Source organism: Bacteroidales bacterium (assembly GCA_016709865.1).
Taxonomy (GTDB): Bacteria; Bacteroidota; Bacteroidia; order Bacteroidales; family VadinHA17; genus LD21.
On the sequence record JADJLX010000005.1, the window covers coordinates 1,377,224 to 1,395,795 of the forward strand.

14 protein-coding genes are annotated in these 18,572 nt (G+C 41.9%); 11 read left to right on the plus strand and 3 right to left on the minus strand.

Translation table 11 applies throughout. The features are described 5' to 3' along the window. The first annotated feature begins 21 nt into the window (after positions 1–21). From IPJ16_14310 to IPJ16_14350, 9 genes are all read left to right on the plus strand, one after another. A complete protein-coding gene (locus IPJ16_14310; protein MBK7628346.1) occupies positions 22–1,245 on the plus strand; it encodes a 2-oxo acid dehydrogenase subunit E2 in 1,224 nt (407 codons plus the stop codon). A gap of 65 nt (positions 1,246–1,310) precedes the next feature. Then, the gene (locus tag IPJ16_14315) at positions 1,311–3,779 is read left to right on the plus strand and encodes a dehydrogenase (GenBank protein MBK7628347.1); all 2,469 of its coding nucleotides are present in this window, start codon (positions 1,311–1,313) and stop codon (positions 3,777–3,779) included. A 37-nt stretch (positions 3,780–3,816) separates the two neighbouring features. Further along, positions 3,817–4,602: an HAD family hydrolase gene (locus tag IPJ16_14320; GenBank protein MBK7628348.1), complete on the plus strand. Its 786-nt coding sequence runs from the start codon at positions 3,817–3,819 to the stop codon at positions 4,600–4,602. Between the two features lie 8 nt (positions 4,603–4,610). Beyond that, complete coding sequence (locus tag IPJ16_14325) at positions 4,611–5,249, plus strand: class II aldolase/adducin family protein (GenBank protein ID MBK7628349.1); 639 nt, start codon at positions 4,611–4,613, stop codon at positions 5,247–5,249. After that, positions 5,246–5,890 carry an HAD-IA family hydrolase gene (locus tag IPJ16_14330; GenBank protein ID MBK7628350.1) on the plus strand — a complete coding sequence of 215 codons (645 nt, stop codon included), beginning with the start codon at positions 5,246–5,248 and terminating at the stop codon, positions 5,888–5,890. Before IPJ16_14325 ends, IPJ16_14330 begins: the two co-directional genes overlap by 4 nt. Before the next feature lie 11 nt (positions 5,891–5,901). Then, positions 5,902–6,900, plus strand: coding sequence for an aldo/keto reductase (locus tag IPJ16_14335; protein ID MBK7628351.1), 999 nt, complete (start codon positions 5,902–5,904; stop codon positions 6,898–6,900). Positions 6,901–6,908: 8 nt separating this feature from the next. Continuing rightward, positions 6,909–8,144, plus strand: coding sequence for a hypothetical protein (locus tag IPJ16_14340; GenBank protein MBK7628352.1), 1,236 nt, complete (start codon positions 6,909–6,911; stop codon positions 8,142–8,144). A 1-nt stretch (position 8,145) separates the two neighbouring features. After that, positions 8,146–10,119: an SDR family NAD(P)-dependent oxidoreductase gene (locus IPJ16_14345; protein MBK7628353.1), complete on the plus strand. Its 1,974-nt coding sequence runs from the start codon at positions 8,146–8,148 to the stop codon at positions 10,117–10,119. Between the two features lie 111 nt (positions 10,120–10,230). Then, on the plus strand, positions 10,231–11,493 hold the full coding sequence (locus IPJ16_14350) for a zinc-binding dehydrogenase (GenBank protein MBK7628354.1): 1,263 nt from the start codon (positions 10,231–10,233) through the stop codon (positions 11,491–11,493). A 24-nt stretch (positions 11,494–11,517) separates the two neighbouring features. On the opposite strand, the gene IPJ16_14355 is transcribed toward IPJ16_14350, so the two are convergent. Next, complete coding sequence (locus tag IPJ16_14355) at positions 11,518–12,435, minus strand: carbohydrate kinase (protein MBK7628355.1); 918 nt, start codon at positions 12,433–12,435, stop codon at positions 11,518–11,520. A gap of 44 nt (positions 12,436–12,479) precedes the next feature. Here IPJ16_14355 and IPJ16_14360 point away from each other — a divergent pair, with 44 nt between their 5' ends. Next, positions 12,480–13,514, plus strand: a complete 1,035-nt coding sequence (locus IPJ16_14360) for an alcohol dehydrogenase catalytic domain-containing protein (GenBank protein ID MBK7628356.1) — start codon at positions 12,480–12,482, stop codon at positions 13,512–13,514. A 4-nt stretch (positions 13,515–13,518) separates the two neighbouring features. On the opposite strand, the gene IPJ16_14365 is transcribed toward IPJ16_14360, so the two are convergent. Continuing rightward, complete coding sequence (locus IPJ16_14365; protein MBK7628357.1) at positions 13,519–15,201, minus strand: DUF4038 domain-containing protein; 1,683 nt, start codon at positions 15,199–15,201, stop codon at positions 13,519–13,521. Between the two features lie 75 nt (positions 15,202–15,276). Here IPJ16_14365 and IPJ16_14370 point away from each other — a divergent pair, with 75 nt between their 5' ends. Continuing rightward, positions 15,277–17,253 (plus strand): heparinase II/III family protein, encoded by a 1,977-nt coding sequence (locus tag IPJ16_14370; GenBank protein MBK7628358.1) that lies wholly within the window; start codon positions 15,277–15,279, stop codon positions 17,251–17,253. A 7-nt stretch (positions 17,254–17,260) separates the two neighbouring features. On the opposite strand, the gene IPJ16_14375 is transcribed toward IPJ16_14370, so the two are convergent. Further along, the gene (locus IPJ16_14375) at positions 17,261–18,448 is read right to left on the minus strand and encodes a glycoside hydrolase family 88 protein (GenBank protein ID MBK7628359.1); all 1,188 of its coding nucleotides are present in this window, start codon (positions 18,446–18,448) and stop codon (positions 17,261–17,263) included. Positions 18,449–18,572 lie beyond the last annotated feature (124 nt).

Genomic DNA, 18,572 nt, shown 5'->3' on the forward strand with positions numbered 1-18,572 from the left:
CAATAACCAAATAACAACATAATGGCAACAGCAGTAATAATGCCGAAGCAGGGACAGTCAGTTGAAACCTGTATAATTACAAAATGGTTTAAGAAAAAAGGAGAAAGTGTGACTGTTGGCGACATCCTGTTCTCATATGAAACCGACAAAGCCGCATTTGATCTGGAATCACCGGCTGAAGGTTTGTTGCTTGACATCTACTTTGGTGAGGGAGCCGAAGTTCCTGTACTTGTAAATGTTGCGGCAATAGGAAAAGCCGGAGAGGAAACGGCATCTTTAAATCCCGATAATTCGGCAGATAAATCAGCTGTTGCTGTAGAGGCCGTAGAGGATGTAAAAGCTAAAGAGGTTTTTGGGGAAATAAATTATCCAGGAAATGCTAATGGGAAAATAAGAATATCACCAAGAGCTAAGAAACTTGCAGATGACAAAGGGCTTAATTACAATAACCTGCAGGGATCCGGACCAAATGGCAGGATTATTACTGAGGATATTGAGAAAGCTCTCTCAGGAGTTATTGTTAATAAAATAACAGTAAAATCGGATAAAACTGAATTTGCCGAGCAGCCTTTAAGCAATGTAAGAAAGCTAATTGCGAAGTCAATGCACGCATCACTCCAGAATTCTGCACAGCTGACACACCACATGAGTGCCGATGTGCGCCATCTTCTGGATGCCCGTCAGAAAATAAAATCACAGGTCGCCGCAAATAAGAATCAGCAGGATATAACATTGAATGATATGGTTTGCTGGTGCGTAATAAGGGCGCTTGAGAAATTCCCGGAAGCCAACAGCCATTTCCTTGGTGAAACAATAAAAACTTTCAATAAAGTGCACCTTGGACTGGCAGTCGACACACCTCGAGGATTAATGGTCCCGGCTGTAAAGAATGCAAGTGAAATGGATCTCACAACATTATCGAAAGAGCTTAAATCTGCAGCCGACGCCTGCCGTAAGGGAAGCATTAATCCTGAGCTGATTCAGAGCACAGCAGCAACATTTACCGTATCTAACCTTGGAAACTATGGTGTAGAAATGTTCACTCCTGTTATCAATCTTCCTCAGGCAGGTATACTGGGAGTCTGTACTATAATTAACCGTCCGGCCAATATGGGAAATAACATTTTCGGCTTCGTTCCATATATTGGATTATCGCTCACATATGATCACAGGGCGATTGACGGTGGTCCGGCAACACTGTTCCTGAAAGAGATAAAAGAACAGATTGAGAATTTCAGATATTAATTTTAACAATTATGTAGGGAATGGTCGCGACCATTCCTTTTAAAAACATACAAATAATATAAATCATGCCAAAAAGTCAAAACATCAATCCGAAGGTTGTAAGAAAACCAAAATTCATTGAGTTCGGTAAAATTCCTGTAAACCAGTACAATAAGACTATTGAGGAGGAGAAGAAAAACTTCACGGGAGAAGATTTCCTCAGGATTTATCACGACATGGTTGTGATAAGGGAGTTTGAGACAATGCTCAACCTCATCAAAACAACGAATGAGTATAACGGGATACCATATAATCATCCCGGACCAGCCCACCTTTCTATCGGACAGGAAGCTTCAGCTGTAGGTATGGCCTATACGCTTGAGGTTGATGATTACATCTTCGGTTCTCACCGCAGCCATGGTGAGATCCTGGCAAAAGGTTTATCAGCAATTCACCGTCTCGATGAGGATACTCTCTATTCTGTTATGAAGAACTTCTTCGGAGGAGCAGCATTGAGAGTTGTTGAGAACGGTTTTCAGGGAAGTATTAAAGAACTTGCAAAGAACTTCCTGTTATATGGTGCTCTTGCCGAGATATTTGCCCGTGAGAACGGATTCAATAAAGGATTAGGCGGATCGATGCATGCCTTCTTCACACCTTTCGGGATTTATCCGAATAATGCTATCGTTGGAGGCTCAGGAGATATCTCTGTAGGGGCTGCCCTTTACAAAAAAATAAATCGCAAACCCGGTATTGTAGTCTGTAACATCGGTGATGCCTCAATGGGATGCGGACCTGTTTGGGAAGGCATCACATTTGCTACCATGGATCAGTATAAAACACTTTGGGATGGTGAATATAAAGGCGGCCTGCCCCTGATCTTCAACTTCATGAATAACCTCTATGGAATGGGTGGTCAGACAATGGGTGAAACAATGGGTTACGATATCCTTGCCAGGGTCGGTGCCGGAGTAAATCCCGAGATGATGCACTCTGAGAGGATTGATGGTTACAATCCACTTGCCGTAATTGATGCATTCAGACGCAAAAAAGAGATACTCAAAGCAAAAATGGGTCCGGTATTACTCGACACTTTAACATACAGGATCAGTGGTCACTCGCCATCAGATGCTTCCTCATACAGATCAAAAGAGGAGATTGAGGCCTGGCAGCAGGAAGACTCGATACTCTCTTACGGACACCAGCTTGAAATTTCAGGAATAGCGAAAAAAGAACAGCTCGAAAACATAACAACTGAAACGAAAGAACTGCTGTCAAAGATGCTTAAACTGAGCATCGACGATAAGATATCACCCAGGATCGATATGCAGAAAGACCCGGATTGCATTGGTAAAATGATGTTCTCAAACGGATCAGTTGATAAGATGGAAGACAGAACTCCGGAAGTCCTGATGCCTATGGAAGAGAACCCGCGTGTAAAATCACTCAAAACCAAAGAACGCTTTTACAAAGACAAGGAAGGTAAACCGGTATCCAAAGCAAGATTATATCAGTTCCGCGACGGGATCTTTGAAGCAATAATTGACCGTTTTTACAAAGACCCGACTCTTGCAGCCTGGGGAGAAGAGAACCGCGACTGGGGCGGGGCTTTTGCTGTATACCGCGGACTTACTGAAGCACTCCCCTATCATCGTCTTTTCAATTCGCCTATTTCAGAAGGAGCTATAGTTGGTACCGCAATTGGATACGGTATGTGCGGAGGAAGAGTTATTGCAGAGATAATGTATTGCGATTTTCTTGGACGTTCAGGTGATGAGGTCTTCAACCAGCTTCCGAAATGGCAGGCTATGAGCGGAAATATTATTAAGATGCCTGTTGTAATAAGGGTATCGGTAGGTTCAAAATACGGAGCTCAGCATTCACAGGACTGGTCTTCGCTTACTGCTCATATACCGGGATTAAAAGTTGTTTTTCCAGCAACACCATACGATGCAAAAGGACTCATGAATACTGCACTACAGGGAACCGATCCTGTAATTTTCTTTGAGAGCCAGAGGATCTATGACATAGGTGAAATGTTTCATACTGAAGGAGTACCTGAAGGATACTATGAAATTCCATTCGGGGAACCTGATATCAAAAGAGCAGGTACAGACCTGACTATACTGTCTGTTGGAGCAACCTTATATCCTGCTATTAAAGTAGCAGATATTCTGCAGGATAAATACGGTATGAGTGCTGAAGTTATTGATGCCAGATCGCTGGTTCCGTTTAATTATGGTCCTGTTATTGAGTCGGTTAAAAAGACAGGCAGGATAGTTCTTACAAGTGATGCTTCTGCACGCGGTTCATTCCTGAAAGAGATGGCCCAGACAATAACAGAACTTGCATTTGATGACCTTGATGCACCTCCGGTTGTCGTAGGTTCAAGAAACTGGATCACTCCGGCTTATGAAATGGAAGAATATTTCTTCCCTCAGCCCGACTGGATACTCGATGCCATACACAGCAAAATAATTCCTTTGAAAGGACATCAGCTGAAAACTGATACCTCGGTGGAAAAATCAGTTTTATTGAATAAAGAGGGAGTCTGATCTCTTTTTGATACCTTTACCTTACAAATAACAGAATATGGAAAAAGCTATTGATCATATCAAATCGAAGGCAGGCTTTATTATCGACATGGATGGAGTTATCTACCATGGCAATAAGCTGCTTCCGGGAGTAACAGATTTTCTGGCATGGCTCGAAGCTTCGGGAAAAAGCTATCTTTTCCTTACCAATTCAAGTGAGAGGACTCCCAAAGAGCTACATGAAAAAATGAAAAGACTGGGAATTACTATTGGCGAGGAGCATTTCTATACAAGTGCACTCGCAACAGCTAGTTTCCTGGCAAATCAGAAACCCGATGGAAGTGCCTATATAATTGGTGATGCCGGACTTATACACGCGTTATACAGTGTTGGTTATACGGTAAATAATGTAAGTCCCGACTATGTGGTTGTTGGTGATACCCACAGCTACAATTTTGAGAAGGTTGAACTGGCGGTAAACCTCGTTTTAAAAGGGGCCAAGCTGATCGGAACCAATCCTGATGTAAGCGGGCCAATTGAAGTGGGGATTACACCATCTACAAAAGCCCTTATAGCTCCTATTGAAATAGCCTCAGGGAAAAAAGCTTATTATGTTGGCAAGCCAAATCCACTGATGATGAGAAGTGCACTCAAAAGACTTGGTGTTAAAAGGGAAGATGCAATTGTTATAGGCGACCGCATGGATACTGATGTCAGGTGCGGACTTGAGTCAGAGATTGACACATTACTGGTTCTGAGCGGAATAACTTCTAAGAATGAGATCGATAATTTCCCATATCGGCCACGATTTGTTCTGAATGGCGTTATCGACCTTGTAAAATAAGTACTTGTATGGCATTTCGGACAAAATTTAAAAAGGAACGGAAAGAGGTTGCCTCTTTTATGAGACGGCTATATAATCATGGACTTACAACCACATCAGGCGGAAATATCAGCTGCAGGATTTCCGGGGATATAATTCTGATAACTCCTTCAGCCACTGATAAGGGCAGAATGAGATGGAAAGAAGTCGGGGTGATGTCTATTCTGGGCCAGAACCTGACTCCTGATCTGAAACCTTCAATTGAATTTGAGATGCATCTCTCAATATACAGGAGGAATAAAGATGTTATGGCAGTTGTTCATGCTCATCCTGTTGTTGCTACCTCATTTACTGCCATGAAGTGTAAGATAGACACTAATCTGACTGCCGAGGCAGCTGCGATACTCGGGACTCCGCTTTTGGTGCCATATGCGCTGATGGGAAGTGCAGGGCTTGCGGAAGTTGTATCCGATAATGTACAAAAGTCTGATATTCTTCTGCTTGAGAATCATGGGATCCTTACAACGGGAACTACTCTTCTGCAGGCATTTGATAAAATTGAGGTTCTTGAAAACGCTGCTAAAATGACTCTGATTACTGACCTTTCGAAGAAAAAGAATCCGCTCAGCAAATCAAGAATTCTGGAAATAGAAAAGATATTCAGATGATAAAAGGAGTGCTCTTTGATATGGACGGAGTGCTTGTTGATTCAGAATCATATATTTCTCTTGCTGCAATACTCATGTTCAAAGAGATGGGAGTTATTGTCTCACCTGAAGATTTTAAACCTTTTACAGGTATGGGGGAGAACAGGTATATCGGAGGAGTGGCAGAAAAGCATGGAATAGTTGTAAATATTGAGAAAGTAAAAGCAAGAACGTACCAGATCTACGAAGAACTAGTTAAAGGCAAATTATACCCTCTTCCGGGCTCTCATGAGTTTGTTGCCAAATGCAGGAATAAAGGGTTTAAACTGGCCCTGGCGACTAGTGCCGACAGGATCAAAATGGAAGTCAATCTCAGGGAAATAGGTTTGTCATCAGGCACATTTAATTCGATAATTACCGGACTCGATGTTGAGAAAAAGAAACCAGCACCTGACATATACATTAAGGCAGCAAAAAGCATTGGCTTAGAACCAAATGAATGTCTGGTTGTTGAAGATGCAGTAAGCGGCGTAAAAGCAGGAAAAGCTGCCGGTTGTAAATGTCTGGCAGTAACAACCTCTTTTGATGCAGCAGCACTTTCTGATGCAGATTGGATATGTGAGTCGCTGCTCGAAGTGCCGGATAAAGTTTTGAATTGGTAAAATGTAAAATTATGGAATACAGAACACTAGGACAATCAGACATCAAAGTATCAGAACTTGCATTCGGAGCCTGGGCCATCGGCGGATGGATGTGGGGCGGAGCAGACTCTAAAGAAGCCGTAAAAGCCATTGAGACTGCTATTGATCATGGAATGACAACCATTGATACAGCCGCGGTATATGGTTTTGGTTTAAGTGAAGAGCTTACCGGCAAAGCCATTAAGGGGAAAAGATCTAATGTTCAGGTGCTTACCAAATTCGGGCTTACCTGGAGTGAAAAGAAGGGTGAATTTTATTTTTCTTCACAGGATAACTCAGGAAAACAAGTTGATATATACCGCTACTCTTCAAAAGAGAAAGTTATAAGTGACTGCGATCTGAGTCTTAAGAGACTAGGCACCGATTATATCGACCTGTACCAGATCCACTGGGCCGATCCTACAACACCGGTTTCTGAAACGATGGAAGCTCTTGAGATCCTTGTTAAACAGGGAAAGATAAGAGCAGGAGCTGTATGTAACTATTCTAGGGAACTGATGGAGGAGGCGGAAAAAACCTTCCCGATTGCTTCAAATCAGGTTCCATACAGCATGGTTAACAGGGGTATTGAGAAAGAGGTAGTTCCTCATTGCATTGAAAAAAATGTGGGAATACTTGCATATAGCCCTCTCCAGCGCGGCCTACTGACAGGAAAAATTAAGAAGGATCACAAGTTCAACGATGGCGACACAAGGCCTAATACACCGTACTATAAAGAGCCCAACCTTTCAAGGATCATTAAATTAACCAGGGATCTTAAGAAGATTGCTGACGAAAGAAAAGTAACAACATCGCAGCTTGTACTTAACTGGACTTTGCAGCAACCAGGTATTACATGTGCACTTGCAGGTGCAAGAAATGCAGCACAGGTTCTCGATAATGTAAAAGCTGCTGATTTCCGCCTTTCAAGTGATGAGATTGCAAGAATAAATAAACACCTTTCGGAACTTAAAATAGAAACAAAAATATAGAAAAAGGCATGAAGAATTTCCTTGAAGAGTATCCTGCACCCGAAGTGATGGCTAAAGAGATAAACGGCTTACCGCTTCCCATCTTTCGCGAGGCTAATGGCCATATTCATACTCCATACTCTTTCAGCGCCTTCTCTGACCTTGATGTTGCTTTCAAAATGGCAAAAGAAGAGAGAATTGCCGTTTTGGGAATAAACGATTTTTATGTAACCGATGGCTATGATTCTTTTCTGAAGGGATGTATCAATAATAAAATATTCCCTCTTTTCAATATCGAATTTATCGGCCTCATGAAAGAGGAACAGAAAAATGGAATAAGAATAAACGATCCTAATAACCCGGGAAGGATCTACTTCAGTGGTAAAGGACTTGATTATCCGTTCCACACTGGGTTTATGCTCAGAAAGCAGCTTAAGAGTGTTATCCAGGAGAGCCAGGTTCAGATAAAAGCCATGATCTCAAAACTCAACGGACTAATTAGAGCAGAAAATCCCTCATTGTCACTCTCTTACGAAATAATTAAGAGCAAGTATGCACACAACCTTGTAAGGGAACGACATATTGCCAAAGCTCTCAGGCTTGATGCCGTGGAGCATTTTTCAACACCTGAAGAAAAAATCATTTTTCTTGAAAAACTATACGGAGGAAAAAAATCGAAAGCCGATCTGTCAAATCCTGCTGCCCTTGAGAACGAAATACGTTCAAACCTTTTGAAGAGCGGAGGAGCTGCCTTTGTTGAGGAGGATGAAAGCTCATTCCTGGATTTGAAGAAAATCATCAAAATCATCCTGAAGGCTGGCGGAATACCATGCTATCCTGTGCTACTTGATGATCCGTCAGGTAAATGCACAGAATTTGAGTCAGATCCTGAAAAACTTTATCAGACATTGAAAGGGCTCGGTATCGAATGTATCGAACTTATCCCCGGCAGAAATGATCTTAATATTATGAAAAAATTCGTTGAGTTTTTTCATGATAAAGGCTTTATAATAACATTTGGCACCGAACATAATACTCCAGAAATGATCCCGCTTACTGTCAGCACAAGATGTTCTGTTCCTCTTGATGAAAAGCTGAAAAAGATATCATGGGAAGGTGCCTGTATCATTGCGGCACATCAATATCTGCGGGCTGATGGCCGGCAGGGATATGTTCTGCCTGACGGAAAGCATAGCGTCGATCAGAAAAAAGAGCTTGCCAGTCTCGGTAAACTGGTTATTGAGTACTACTTAAACAAGCATTAAGATGAAACCGGAGTTAAAGGAACTTATTGAGATCTCAAAGTACTATGGAAGTAACAAGGAATATGTTATTGCCGGAGGAGGAAATACTTCATTTAAGGATAATGAGACAATCTGGATCAAAGCCAGCGGACAATCTCTTGCTGAGCTTTCAGAAGAAGGACTGGTGGCCCTTAACAGGGAAAAGCTGCATGTAATATCATCGAAAGTATATTCCGAAGATCCCTCAGAAAGGGAGCAGCAGGTGCTAGCAGATATGTTCTTAAGTATTCTGGATCCCGGAAAAAACAAGCGCCCCTCGGTTGAAACATCTCTGCATGAGATAATTCAATATAGGTTTGTTGTTCACCTCCATCCTACCCTTATCAATGGAATACTTTGCAGCAGGAATGCAAAGAGCCTGACAAACAAGTTATTTGGCGAAAGTGTCCTTTATGTACCTTACATAGATCCGGGATATACACTGTTCAAAAAGCTTGAATCTGAAATAATATCGTACAGAGAAAAATTCGGACACGATCCTAAAATCATTTTTCTTGAAAACCATGGCTCATTTGTCGGGGCAGATACCACTGAAGATATTCAGAGAATTTATGAAGAAATTATAAGCAAAATCAGTGAACAGATCGAACCGCTAAGCGAACCCGGTCAATTACCTTATAACCCGCTTCTGAATAAGGTATTGCCCGGACTAAGGATGATCCTTTCAGGCGATCAGCCGGGAGTAATCAGATTCCGGCATAATTCTTTGATTGCAAAATTCTACCAGAACCAGCAGGAGTTTCACAAGATCTCGCTCCCGCTCACTCCTGATATAATTGTTTACTGCAAAACACGGTATCTGTTTATTGAACAATCAGGTACTGCAGAAAAGATCCTTGATTCTGTAAAGTACCAGCTTCCTCATTTCATAAATGAATATGGCTATACCCCAAAAGTCTTCATTATTAAAGACATGGGAGTGTTTGCATTAGCAGAAAGTTTTGCCTCTGCTGAAGCCTGTCTCGATGTTTATGAAGATCTTATAAAGATCAGTTACTATGCATCTCAATGTGGGGGCATTAAATTCCTGACTCCGGAACAGGTGGCATTTATTGATCAGTGGGAGGTTGAGAACTATCGAAGAAAAGTATCGCAGTCGTCTGGTGCAGGAAACAGGTTAAATAATAAAATTGCAGTTGTAACCGGAGGGGCACAGGGCTTCGGAGCAGGTATAGCTGAATCTCTTTTTAAACTTAAAGCAAATGTTGTAATTGCTGATCTTAATGAGGAGACAGGTACTTCTTTTGCAAATAGTCTGTCAACCGGAAAGACATCCAACAAAGCTGTCTTCATTAAAACTGATGTATCTGATCCTGAATCTGTTAAAAACCTTATAATTCAAACAGTAAAAGAATTTGGAGGCCTCGATCTGATGGTAAGCAACGCCGGAATACTCAGAGCCGGCGGACTTGATGAGATGGATCCGGAAACATTCGCGAAGACAACGGATGTGAACTATAATGGCTATTTCCATTGTGCCAAATACGCATCGGAAGTAATGAAAATTCAGAATAATGAAAGACCTGAGTATTTTACAGATATCATACAGATCAATTCGAAATCAGGATTAAGAGGCAGCAACCGTAATTTTGCATATGCAGGTGCCAAGTTCGGAGGTATCGGTCTCACCCAGTCGTTTGCAATGGAGCTGGCCCCCAACAGAATAAAGGTAAATTCTATTTGTCCGGGCAATTTCTATGAAGGTCCGTTATGGTCCGATCCTCAGAATGGTCTTTTTGTACAGTATCTGAAAACAGGCAAGGTACCAGGCGCAAAGAATATTGATGATGTAAGAAAATTCTATGAGGACCAGGTCCCGATGAAAAGAGGCTGCCGTCTGGAAGATGTTATGAAAGCATTGTTATATATTGTCGATCAGGAGTATGAGACAGGGCAGGCTGTACCGGTTACGGGAGGGCAGGTTATGTTGGGATGAGGGCGCAGGGCGCGGGGCACAGGGCTCAGGGCAAAGCAGTATTACTCCGTGATCCCGATAGCTATCGGGACTCCGTGTATCTCCGTGGTTAAATTTATTTTAAACGAATTTATGAAAACAAAAGCAGTAAGAATATACGGGAAGAAAGATCTGAGGCTTGAAGAATTCGATCTTCCTGCCCTGAAGGATGATGAGATACTTGCGCACGTGATATCGGACAGCATCTGCATGTCATCGCACAAAGCTGCATTACAGGGCGCTGACCATAAGAGAGTTCCTGATGATATTGATGTAAATCCAACAATAATTGGTCATGAATTTGCCGGAGTAATTGTTGAGGTAGGTAAAAAATGGCAGAATAAGTTCCGGAAGGGACAGAAATTTTCAATCCAGCCTGCAATGAATCACATGGGTACCCTTGAAGCACCCGGGTATTCATTTCATTATATCGGAGGAGATGCCACATATGTAATTATACCTCCGATAGTAATGGAAGCAAATTCCCTGCTCCAATACGAAGGAGAAGCTTTTTTCCCTGCATCACTCTCTGAACCAATGTCTTGTATCGTAGGGGCATTTCATGCAAGCTATCATATTCCTCCCGGCACCTATGTGCATGAGATGGGTATCCGCAAAGGAGGTAAGATGGCAATCCTTGCAGGTGTTGGTCCGATGGGCCTGGGAGCTATTGATTATGCACTTCATCAGGAGCGAAAGCCCGGATTACTTGTTGTAACCGACATTGATGATAACCGCTTATCGAGAGCTGCCTGCCTTTTCACACCTGAGCATGCTGCAAAAGAGGGTATAAAACTGATTTATACAAATACTGCGAAGATGAAAGATCCTGTTAAGTATATGCGGGATCTGACAGGAGGTACCGGCTTTGATGATGTTTTTGTGTTTGCGCCGGTTAAACAGGTTGTTGAACAGGGAGATGCGATTCTGGGAATAGACGGATGCCTTAACTTCTTTGCAGGACCTACTAACCCTGAATTTAAGGCAGAATTCAATTTTTATAATGTGCATTATTCATTCACTCATATAGTTGGTACTTCAGGAGGTAACACTGATGACATGATAGAATCACTGAAAATGATGAGTGAGGGGAAGATAAACCCTGCAGTTATGATAACACATGTCGGAGGACTGGATGCCGTAGTTGAAACGACATTGAACCTCCCCCAGATCCCTGGAGGCAAAAAGCTCATCTACACCAACATATCTATGCCGCTGGTTTCTCTTTACAAGTTAAAGGAAATGGGAAAGGATAATAGATTATACGCAGGATTGCACGAGATTGTTTCAAAAAACGATTATATCTGGTCGCTCGAGGCGGAGAAGTTCCTGCTGGAGAATGCAAAACCGATTTAAGAAGGCATTTTTACCTCTGTGTACCTACTTCCGGGATTTTGCAAATTCCTCCGAAATATAATTCTCATAACTCATACAAACATGAGTCGCGAAATCGACTGCTGAGGTTATTATCTTACTCCACTCCTTCTCTCCGATCAGATGTAACTTATCCCCTGCTATTTTGTTTTTATAGATTGAAGTCAGCATACCAGCATTGAAATTATCTCCTGCTCCTATTGTACTGACAGGCTTAATCTTATGAACCGGGAATTTCCCCGAAAATGATAAAGTCCTTACATAAACTCCATCCACGTTTGCAGTATAAACCAGCGATTTGCAGTATTTTTTAGCAATATCCCATGCTTCATCAGGAGAATTGGCACCGAAAATATTTTTAAAATCCTCATCAGATCCTCTTAGTAGAGTTGCCATCTTCATGTTTTCGATTATCAATGGTTTCAGAGTATCAAGTTCGGAAACATGAGTGGGACGAAAATTCGGATCATATAGAATAAAGCCGCCACTATCTTTAGCACTTTTAATAAATTTCTTAAACTTCACCCTGATCTCGGGCCAGATAGCATAAAATGATCCGCACTGGACAATATCATCTTTTTTGATCTCAGGGAATTTGATATCCAGTCGCTTCTCCGGAAAATCTTTATAGAAAGTATATGAAGCATCATTCTTTTCATTCAGGAATGCCAGTGCCAGAGAGGTACTTCCATCTCTGAAACGGTGAACAGAAGATGTGTTCACCCCGTTTTCTTTCAGAAATTTATCTATAAGATCACCTACATTATCCAGGCCATATTCACTTATGAAAGAGACAGGCAATCCCATCCTTCCCATCGACACCACACTGTTAAGAACTGAACCTCCTGCCTTTGCAGCCTGTGGCTGACCATCTTTGAAAATTATGTCTAAGACAGTCTCTCCTATTCCGTATATTCTTCTCATATGATTATTATATTTGTTGTACTAAAGTAACTAATTTTTCAGAGATGCAAGCAATGATGCTCACCGGAATAAGACAAATGGAGATGAAAGAGATCTCTGAACCTGTAATAATAAATCCGAATGATGTAAAAATTAAAATGTCTGTTCTGGGAATATGCGGATCTGATATTCACTATTATACCCAGGGACAGATAGGTTCACAGAAAGTAGAGTATCCGTTTGCAGTGGGACATGAAGGTGCCGGTGTAGTTACTGAAATCGGGAAAGCGGTAACAAGAGTTAAACCCGGTGATAAAATAGCTATAGAACCCGCAATGCCCTGCTGGGAATGTGACCAGTGCCTGGCAGGCAGACATCATACCTGCCGTAAGCTGAGGTTCCTTGGGTGCCCCGGACAGGCAGAAGGCTGCCTGATGGAGTATATTGTAATGCCTGAGGAGAGTTGTTTCCCGCTTAAAGGTAACCTGACTCCCGACCATGGTTCAATATCTGAACCACTGGCTATTGGTGTTTATGCGGTGAAGAAATCGGGAGGTGTAAGAGATCTGAAAATAGGAATTTTAGGATTCGGCCCTATCGGAATGAGCGTTATGCTCGCAGCAAAAGCTCAGGGTGTTGAAAGTGTTTATGTCACTGATAAGATAGATCCGCGACTCTCAATTGCAGGCAGAGAGGGTGCAGCTTATACGGGTAATCCAATGAAATCTGATGTAGTCGCAGAAATTCAAAAAAAGACAAAACTTGGTCTCGATATAGTCTTTGAATGCTGCGGTCAGCAGGAGGCTCTTGATCAGGCAGTGGATATGCTCAAACCTGGTGGTAAACTTGTTGTTGTAGGGATTCCGGAATTTGAAAGGTGGTCAATGAATGTCGAGACTACAAGGCGAAGGGAGATCTCACTGCAGTTCATTCGCCGGCAGGTAGATTGTGTGGAATCCGCACTTGAAATGATGGAGACAGGTAAGATAAATGTCGGAAATATGGTCACACACAGGTTCCCATTTTCAAAAAGCAAAGAGGCCTTTGACCTTGTTGCTTCATATGGTGATGGTGTAATGAAAGCGATGATCGATTTTTAATTTTTTATTCCTTATAGATATACAACACCCAGTCTTTATAATCAGGATTACCGGGATAGCTCTCAGGGGCACTGAATTGCAGGATTCTGTTTCCCTGTATTGATTTAATATCATAGACTTTTCCGGTAGCCGGATTGATCCAGTGATATTTATATCTTCTTCCGGCAGCAAGCTCATCCATTTCCAGTTTAGCTACACCACCGTACCTCAGGTAAATAACATACTCCTCCCCGGGTTTTGCCAGACAAAATGGCTGAGGGTATTCTTTAACCAGTTCAGGATGAGGTGCCATGTTCCACCATTTCACATTTTTAAAGAATGATGCGAGGTATTTCATCGATACGGCTCCTTCATAATCATAGGTGTTACGTTCAAAACCCTTTTCATAAGGCCATGTTCCGCCACCACCGGGAGCTTCCGGAACACTTGCAAGCCACACATGTCCGCCACCATAGGTATGGCCGGCAGCACCTGAAAGAATTGCCGACCATGCTGCAAATCTGATATCCATGCCGGAGGGATTACCCTCAATGAATTCGTACCATGGTTCCGTAACCACTACCGGTTTTGCAGGCTTACGGTTATATTCCTCACTTATAATATATGGTATCATCTCATTTGCATACTTCCCGTGCCCCACCTGGCTCTGGTTGTAATCGAGCCATTTCTCGCTGTGCATCACGCTTCCAGTAGCCCATTGAGGAGCATCCGCGCCACCGCTCCAGAAAGGTGGTGTATTATGAAGGCTGATTATCCTGTCATAAGGATCTTCTGACTTAATATAAGCCCCAAGCTCTTTCCAGAATTCAACACTGAAGCCGCCATTATTATACATATTATACTCTCCGGCCACAACCCAGATCACGTTGTATGCTGCGAACCTGTCCACAAGATATCGCCACCACCTTTTCATTTTATCGGCACCGGCTGTATTGTTGAGATTCTCACGACTCCACCAGCCATGGATCCAAACAGTAATACCCTTTGAATTTGCATATTTGATCATCTCCTCAACTCCCGACATATGTTCAGTATCGAGTACTGTGAATGTCTCATCAAGAAGGGAGCTCTCCCTGCCCCAACCGTTTGCGGCGACAAATAACTGTCCAACATTGAAACCTTTCGCAGCCCGGTCGTCAACAAGTGCCATAAACGTTTCAGGTTTGATCTTCCTGTTGGTCCAGTTCCACCAGGTATCACCTATCCATAAAAATGGGGTGCCATCTGAATACTCAAAAAAATGACCTTCACCACTTACATCTTTCCTTACTCTAACAAATCCGTGTCTCGCAGGATTAGCATTTTTTTCACTTTCAGTCCAGGCAATAACTTCAAAACTTCCTTTCTTTCCATTAAGCCCCCGGTCTGGAGAAGAAGTAGTGTATTTCCATCCTCCTGTGAAGGGAGGAGCAAAATTCACTTTCCACTCTGAACCACCGCTCCAGAATCCCTGAATATCATATGTTTTATTCAATGCTTCGCCCGAGGTACCCTGAAATTTAACAAACAGAAACCCGGTTCCCGGAGTTACATTGATCTCATTATAAGGGTTGGTTCTGATCTCACTTGAATTGAGAGTAACAGAAAATACTTCCCATTGATGAATTGTTTCCGCATACAGTGAAAATGAGAGCATAATTAGTGAAGCTACTGATGAAAAGAGTCTCAGGTTAAAATTATTCTTCATACTTAACAGTTTTAATAATTTTGTATTGTCTTTACTAATAATCATAGTAAATTTAAACATAATATATAACAGAAAATGAAAACTCATAATCCATTCATCCGGGTATTTCTGATTAGCTGTATATCAATATTCTTTTTTGCTACTATAGATTCAGTGTATGCCGAACTGACAAGTAAAGAGAGAAACATTCTTGCGAAAAAAGCAAAGGCGATTGATCTGGAAAAGGTCCTGATTACAGATAACTCATGGAATAACCTTCCGACTTATAAAAACAGGGAGTTCTGGCAGGGCCTGCCTGAGAGTATCAGGAAAGAATATATAGAAAAGGCAGAAGAGTATCTTGTATATAACTGGCCTGTTGTAAAAGCAACTGATTATCTTGAGTTTACAAGATCAGGTAACCGTAAACAGGAAGTATATGCTGCATGCAGCAATGCTCTTATCTCTCTTGTCATGGGTGAATTGGCTGAAGGCAAAGGAAGATTTACAGATCAGATAATCAATGCTGTATGGTACTTCAGCGAACAGACATGGTGGGGATGGTCGGCACATTTGTATTTCCAGAAGCCCGGACCTGGATTACCGGATATCAATGAACCAACTGTGGATCTGGGAGTTGGCGAGATAACTAACAATCTTTCCTGGACATGGTATCTTTTCAAAGATGAGTTTGACAAGGTACATCCCCTTATTTCACAAAGACTTAAGCAGGAGATTGAGAACAAAGCACTAAACCCATATTTTGAAAGAGATGATTTTGGCTATATGGGATTTAAGGGAGGAAGACCAAATAACTGGAATCCCTGGGTAAATTATAATATGCTTTACAGCTACATGATAGTAGAAACAGATCCGGTTAAAAAGAGAGCCGAAGTTCTGAAGATCATAAATTCACTCGATAAATTCATAAACGGTTATTCCGATGATGGCGGGTGCGATGAGGGTCCTTCATACTGGGGCGCCGCAGGAGCGCTGTTATATGAGAATCTTGAGATTCTGAAAAATGCAACCGGTGGAAAATTTGATGTATTCGACGATCCGCTTATTCGCAATATGGGAACCTACTTCTACAAAGTGAATATTCATGCACCATACTTTCTGAATTTTGCTGATGCAGACGCTACAACAGGAGGTAATGCTTCAGCTGTTTACAGATACGGACAAGCAATAAAAGACAATCAGATGCAGCAGTTTGGCGCATATCTCGCAAAACTTGGAAACTGGGGTAAGCATAGCCTGAGCGGAAAGATCTGCGATCAGATCAGGAATCTTGGTCTCTTAAATGAGATTGGCAGTGCTGAAGCAAAAGAAGCTCTTGTTGCTGATTTCTGGCTGCCCGATACAGAAGTAGCCGGCGGACGTGATAAAGAGGGCAGCTTCTCGGGATTCTACTTCGGAGCCAAAGGAGGATTCAACAATGAGAGCCATAACCATAATGATGTTGGAACCTGTATTCTGTATTACAACGGCAAACCTTGCCTTATCGACCTTGGACGCGAGGAGTATAATGCAAAAACCTTTAGCTCAAAACGTTATGAAATATGGACAATGCAATCGGGCTACCATAATCTTCCCGTTATAAATGGAATTGACCAGATGCAGGGTGAAAATTACAAGGCAAGGAATTCAGCATTCACTTCCAATGCTAAATCAATATTCTTCTCAACAGATATAGCCGGTGCCTATCCAAAAGACGCTCTGGTTAAAAGCTGGGTTCGCGCCTATACGCTTAACAGAGGCAGGAACTTTATAATAACCGACAAATATGAACTGGAAAGAATAAATGGTTCTACCAGTTCTAATCTGATGACCTACTGCAAGGTAACACAAACTAAACCCGGACTCCTTAAATTTGAAGGTGACGGTTTTACGCTGGAGATGAGCTACAATCCTAAAGTTGTTACTCCTGAGATACAATATATTGAAGTAACCGACCGCTCACTAAGGCGCTACTGGCCAAACGGTGTAACACGTGTTAAACTTCAGTTTATCAAATCACAGTATAAAGGAGGACAGACTGTTACCTTTACTCCAACAAAGCAGGCAAGCTGATATTCTACTATTCCAGAAGACTTTTAAATCTCAAAAGTCCTTCAATAAAATAGTAGTCTCCGTAGGTCAGAGGGACATCAATTTCACTCTTACCAGGAAGATGACCAACACCATGTTTAAGGATAAAGTTCCCGTTCTCTCCTGCTTTTGCAAGATATTCAGGTGAAGCGAGTGTACGAAGCTGCTTTTCTGCTACTTCAAGATATCCGGCTGAAGAAGCTTTATCAACAAACTTGCTTAACTCAATAAGTGCTGATGCCATAATTGAGCCGGCAGATGCATCGCGCAGGGCATTTGGAATCTCAGGTGCATTGAAATCCCAGTAAGGGATCTTGTCCTCTGGCATATTAGGATGATTTATAAGAAAATCCGCAATATGCTTAGCCTGGTTTAGATACCTGTCTAAACCGGTCTCCCTGTACATAACCGTATAGCCGTATAATCCCCATACTTGTCCCCTGGCCCATGCCGATTCATCTGCATACCCCTGATGAGTCTGTTTTACCTCCACTTTACCGCTAATTGTATCATACGATACTACATGATATGAACTGAAGTCGGGCCTGTAATGGTTCTTAATCGTTGTATCTGCATGACTTACAGCGATTTTATAAAATGATGAGTCGCCTGATTTCTTAAATGCCCACATCAGGAGCTCGAGGTTCATCATATTATCTATAATTACCGGACACTGCCATTTATTGTTACTGCCCCACGACTGTATACAGCCGTTAAGTGGTCTGAACCTTGTACTAAGCGACTTAGCACCAGTAAGGATAACTTCATTATAGCGCTCTTCACCGGTTAGTCTTAGTCCGTTTCCAAAGCTGCAATAGATCATAAATCCCACATCATGGTTATTAGTGGTATACTTTTCCCTTTCAACTCTGTCAGTCATCAATTTTGCAGCGTCCAGAATCTCAGGATCATTTGAATATTGATATAAGTACCAAAGGCTCCCGGGGAAGAATCCGCTCGTCCACCAGCGTGAACTTTCAGTTTTGAGGTTCCCGTCCTTATCAATGGTTCTTGGCAGCTGATCAGGCTTATCTTTCATTACATCACTCATAAGTTTGTACTGCTGAACTGAGAATGCCAGTGATTCGTCAATTACTTTACTCATTGGCTTCTCGCCTGAACATGAATACAAAAACACAAGGGCAATTATTATGATACAGGATGTTTTGGTTTTCATACAATATATTATTTAAATTAATCCGTTAAATTTAAGAGAATTTAGTAACCATATCAAACAATGCCGTGTGAAAAATAATCCGGCATAGCTGATAAGGATAATTAATCAATATTATTATTTAAAT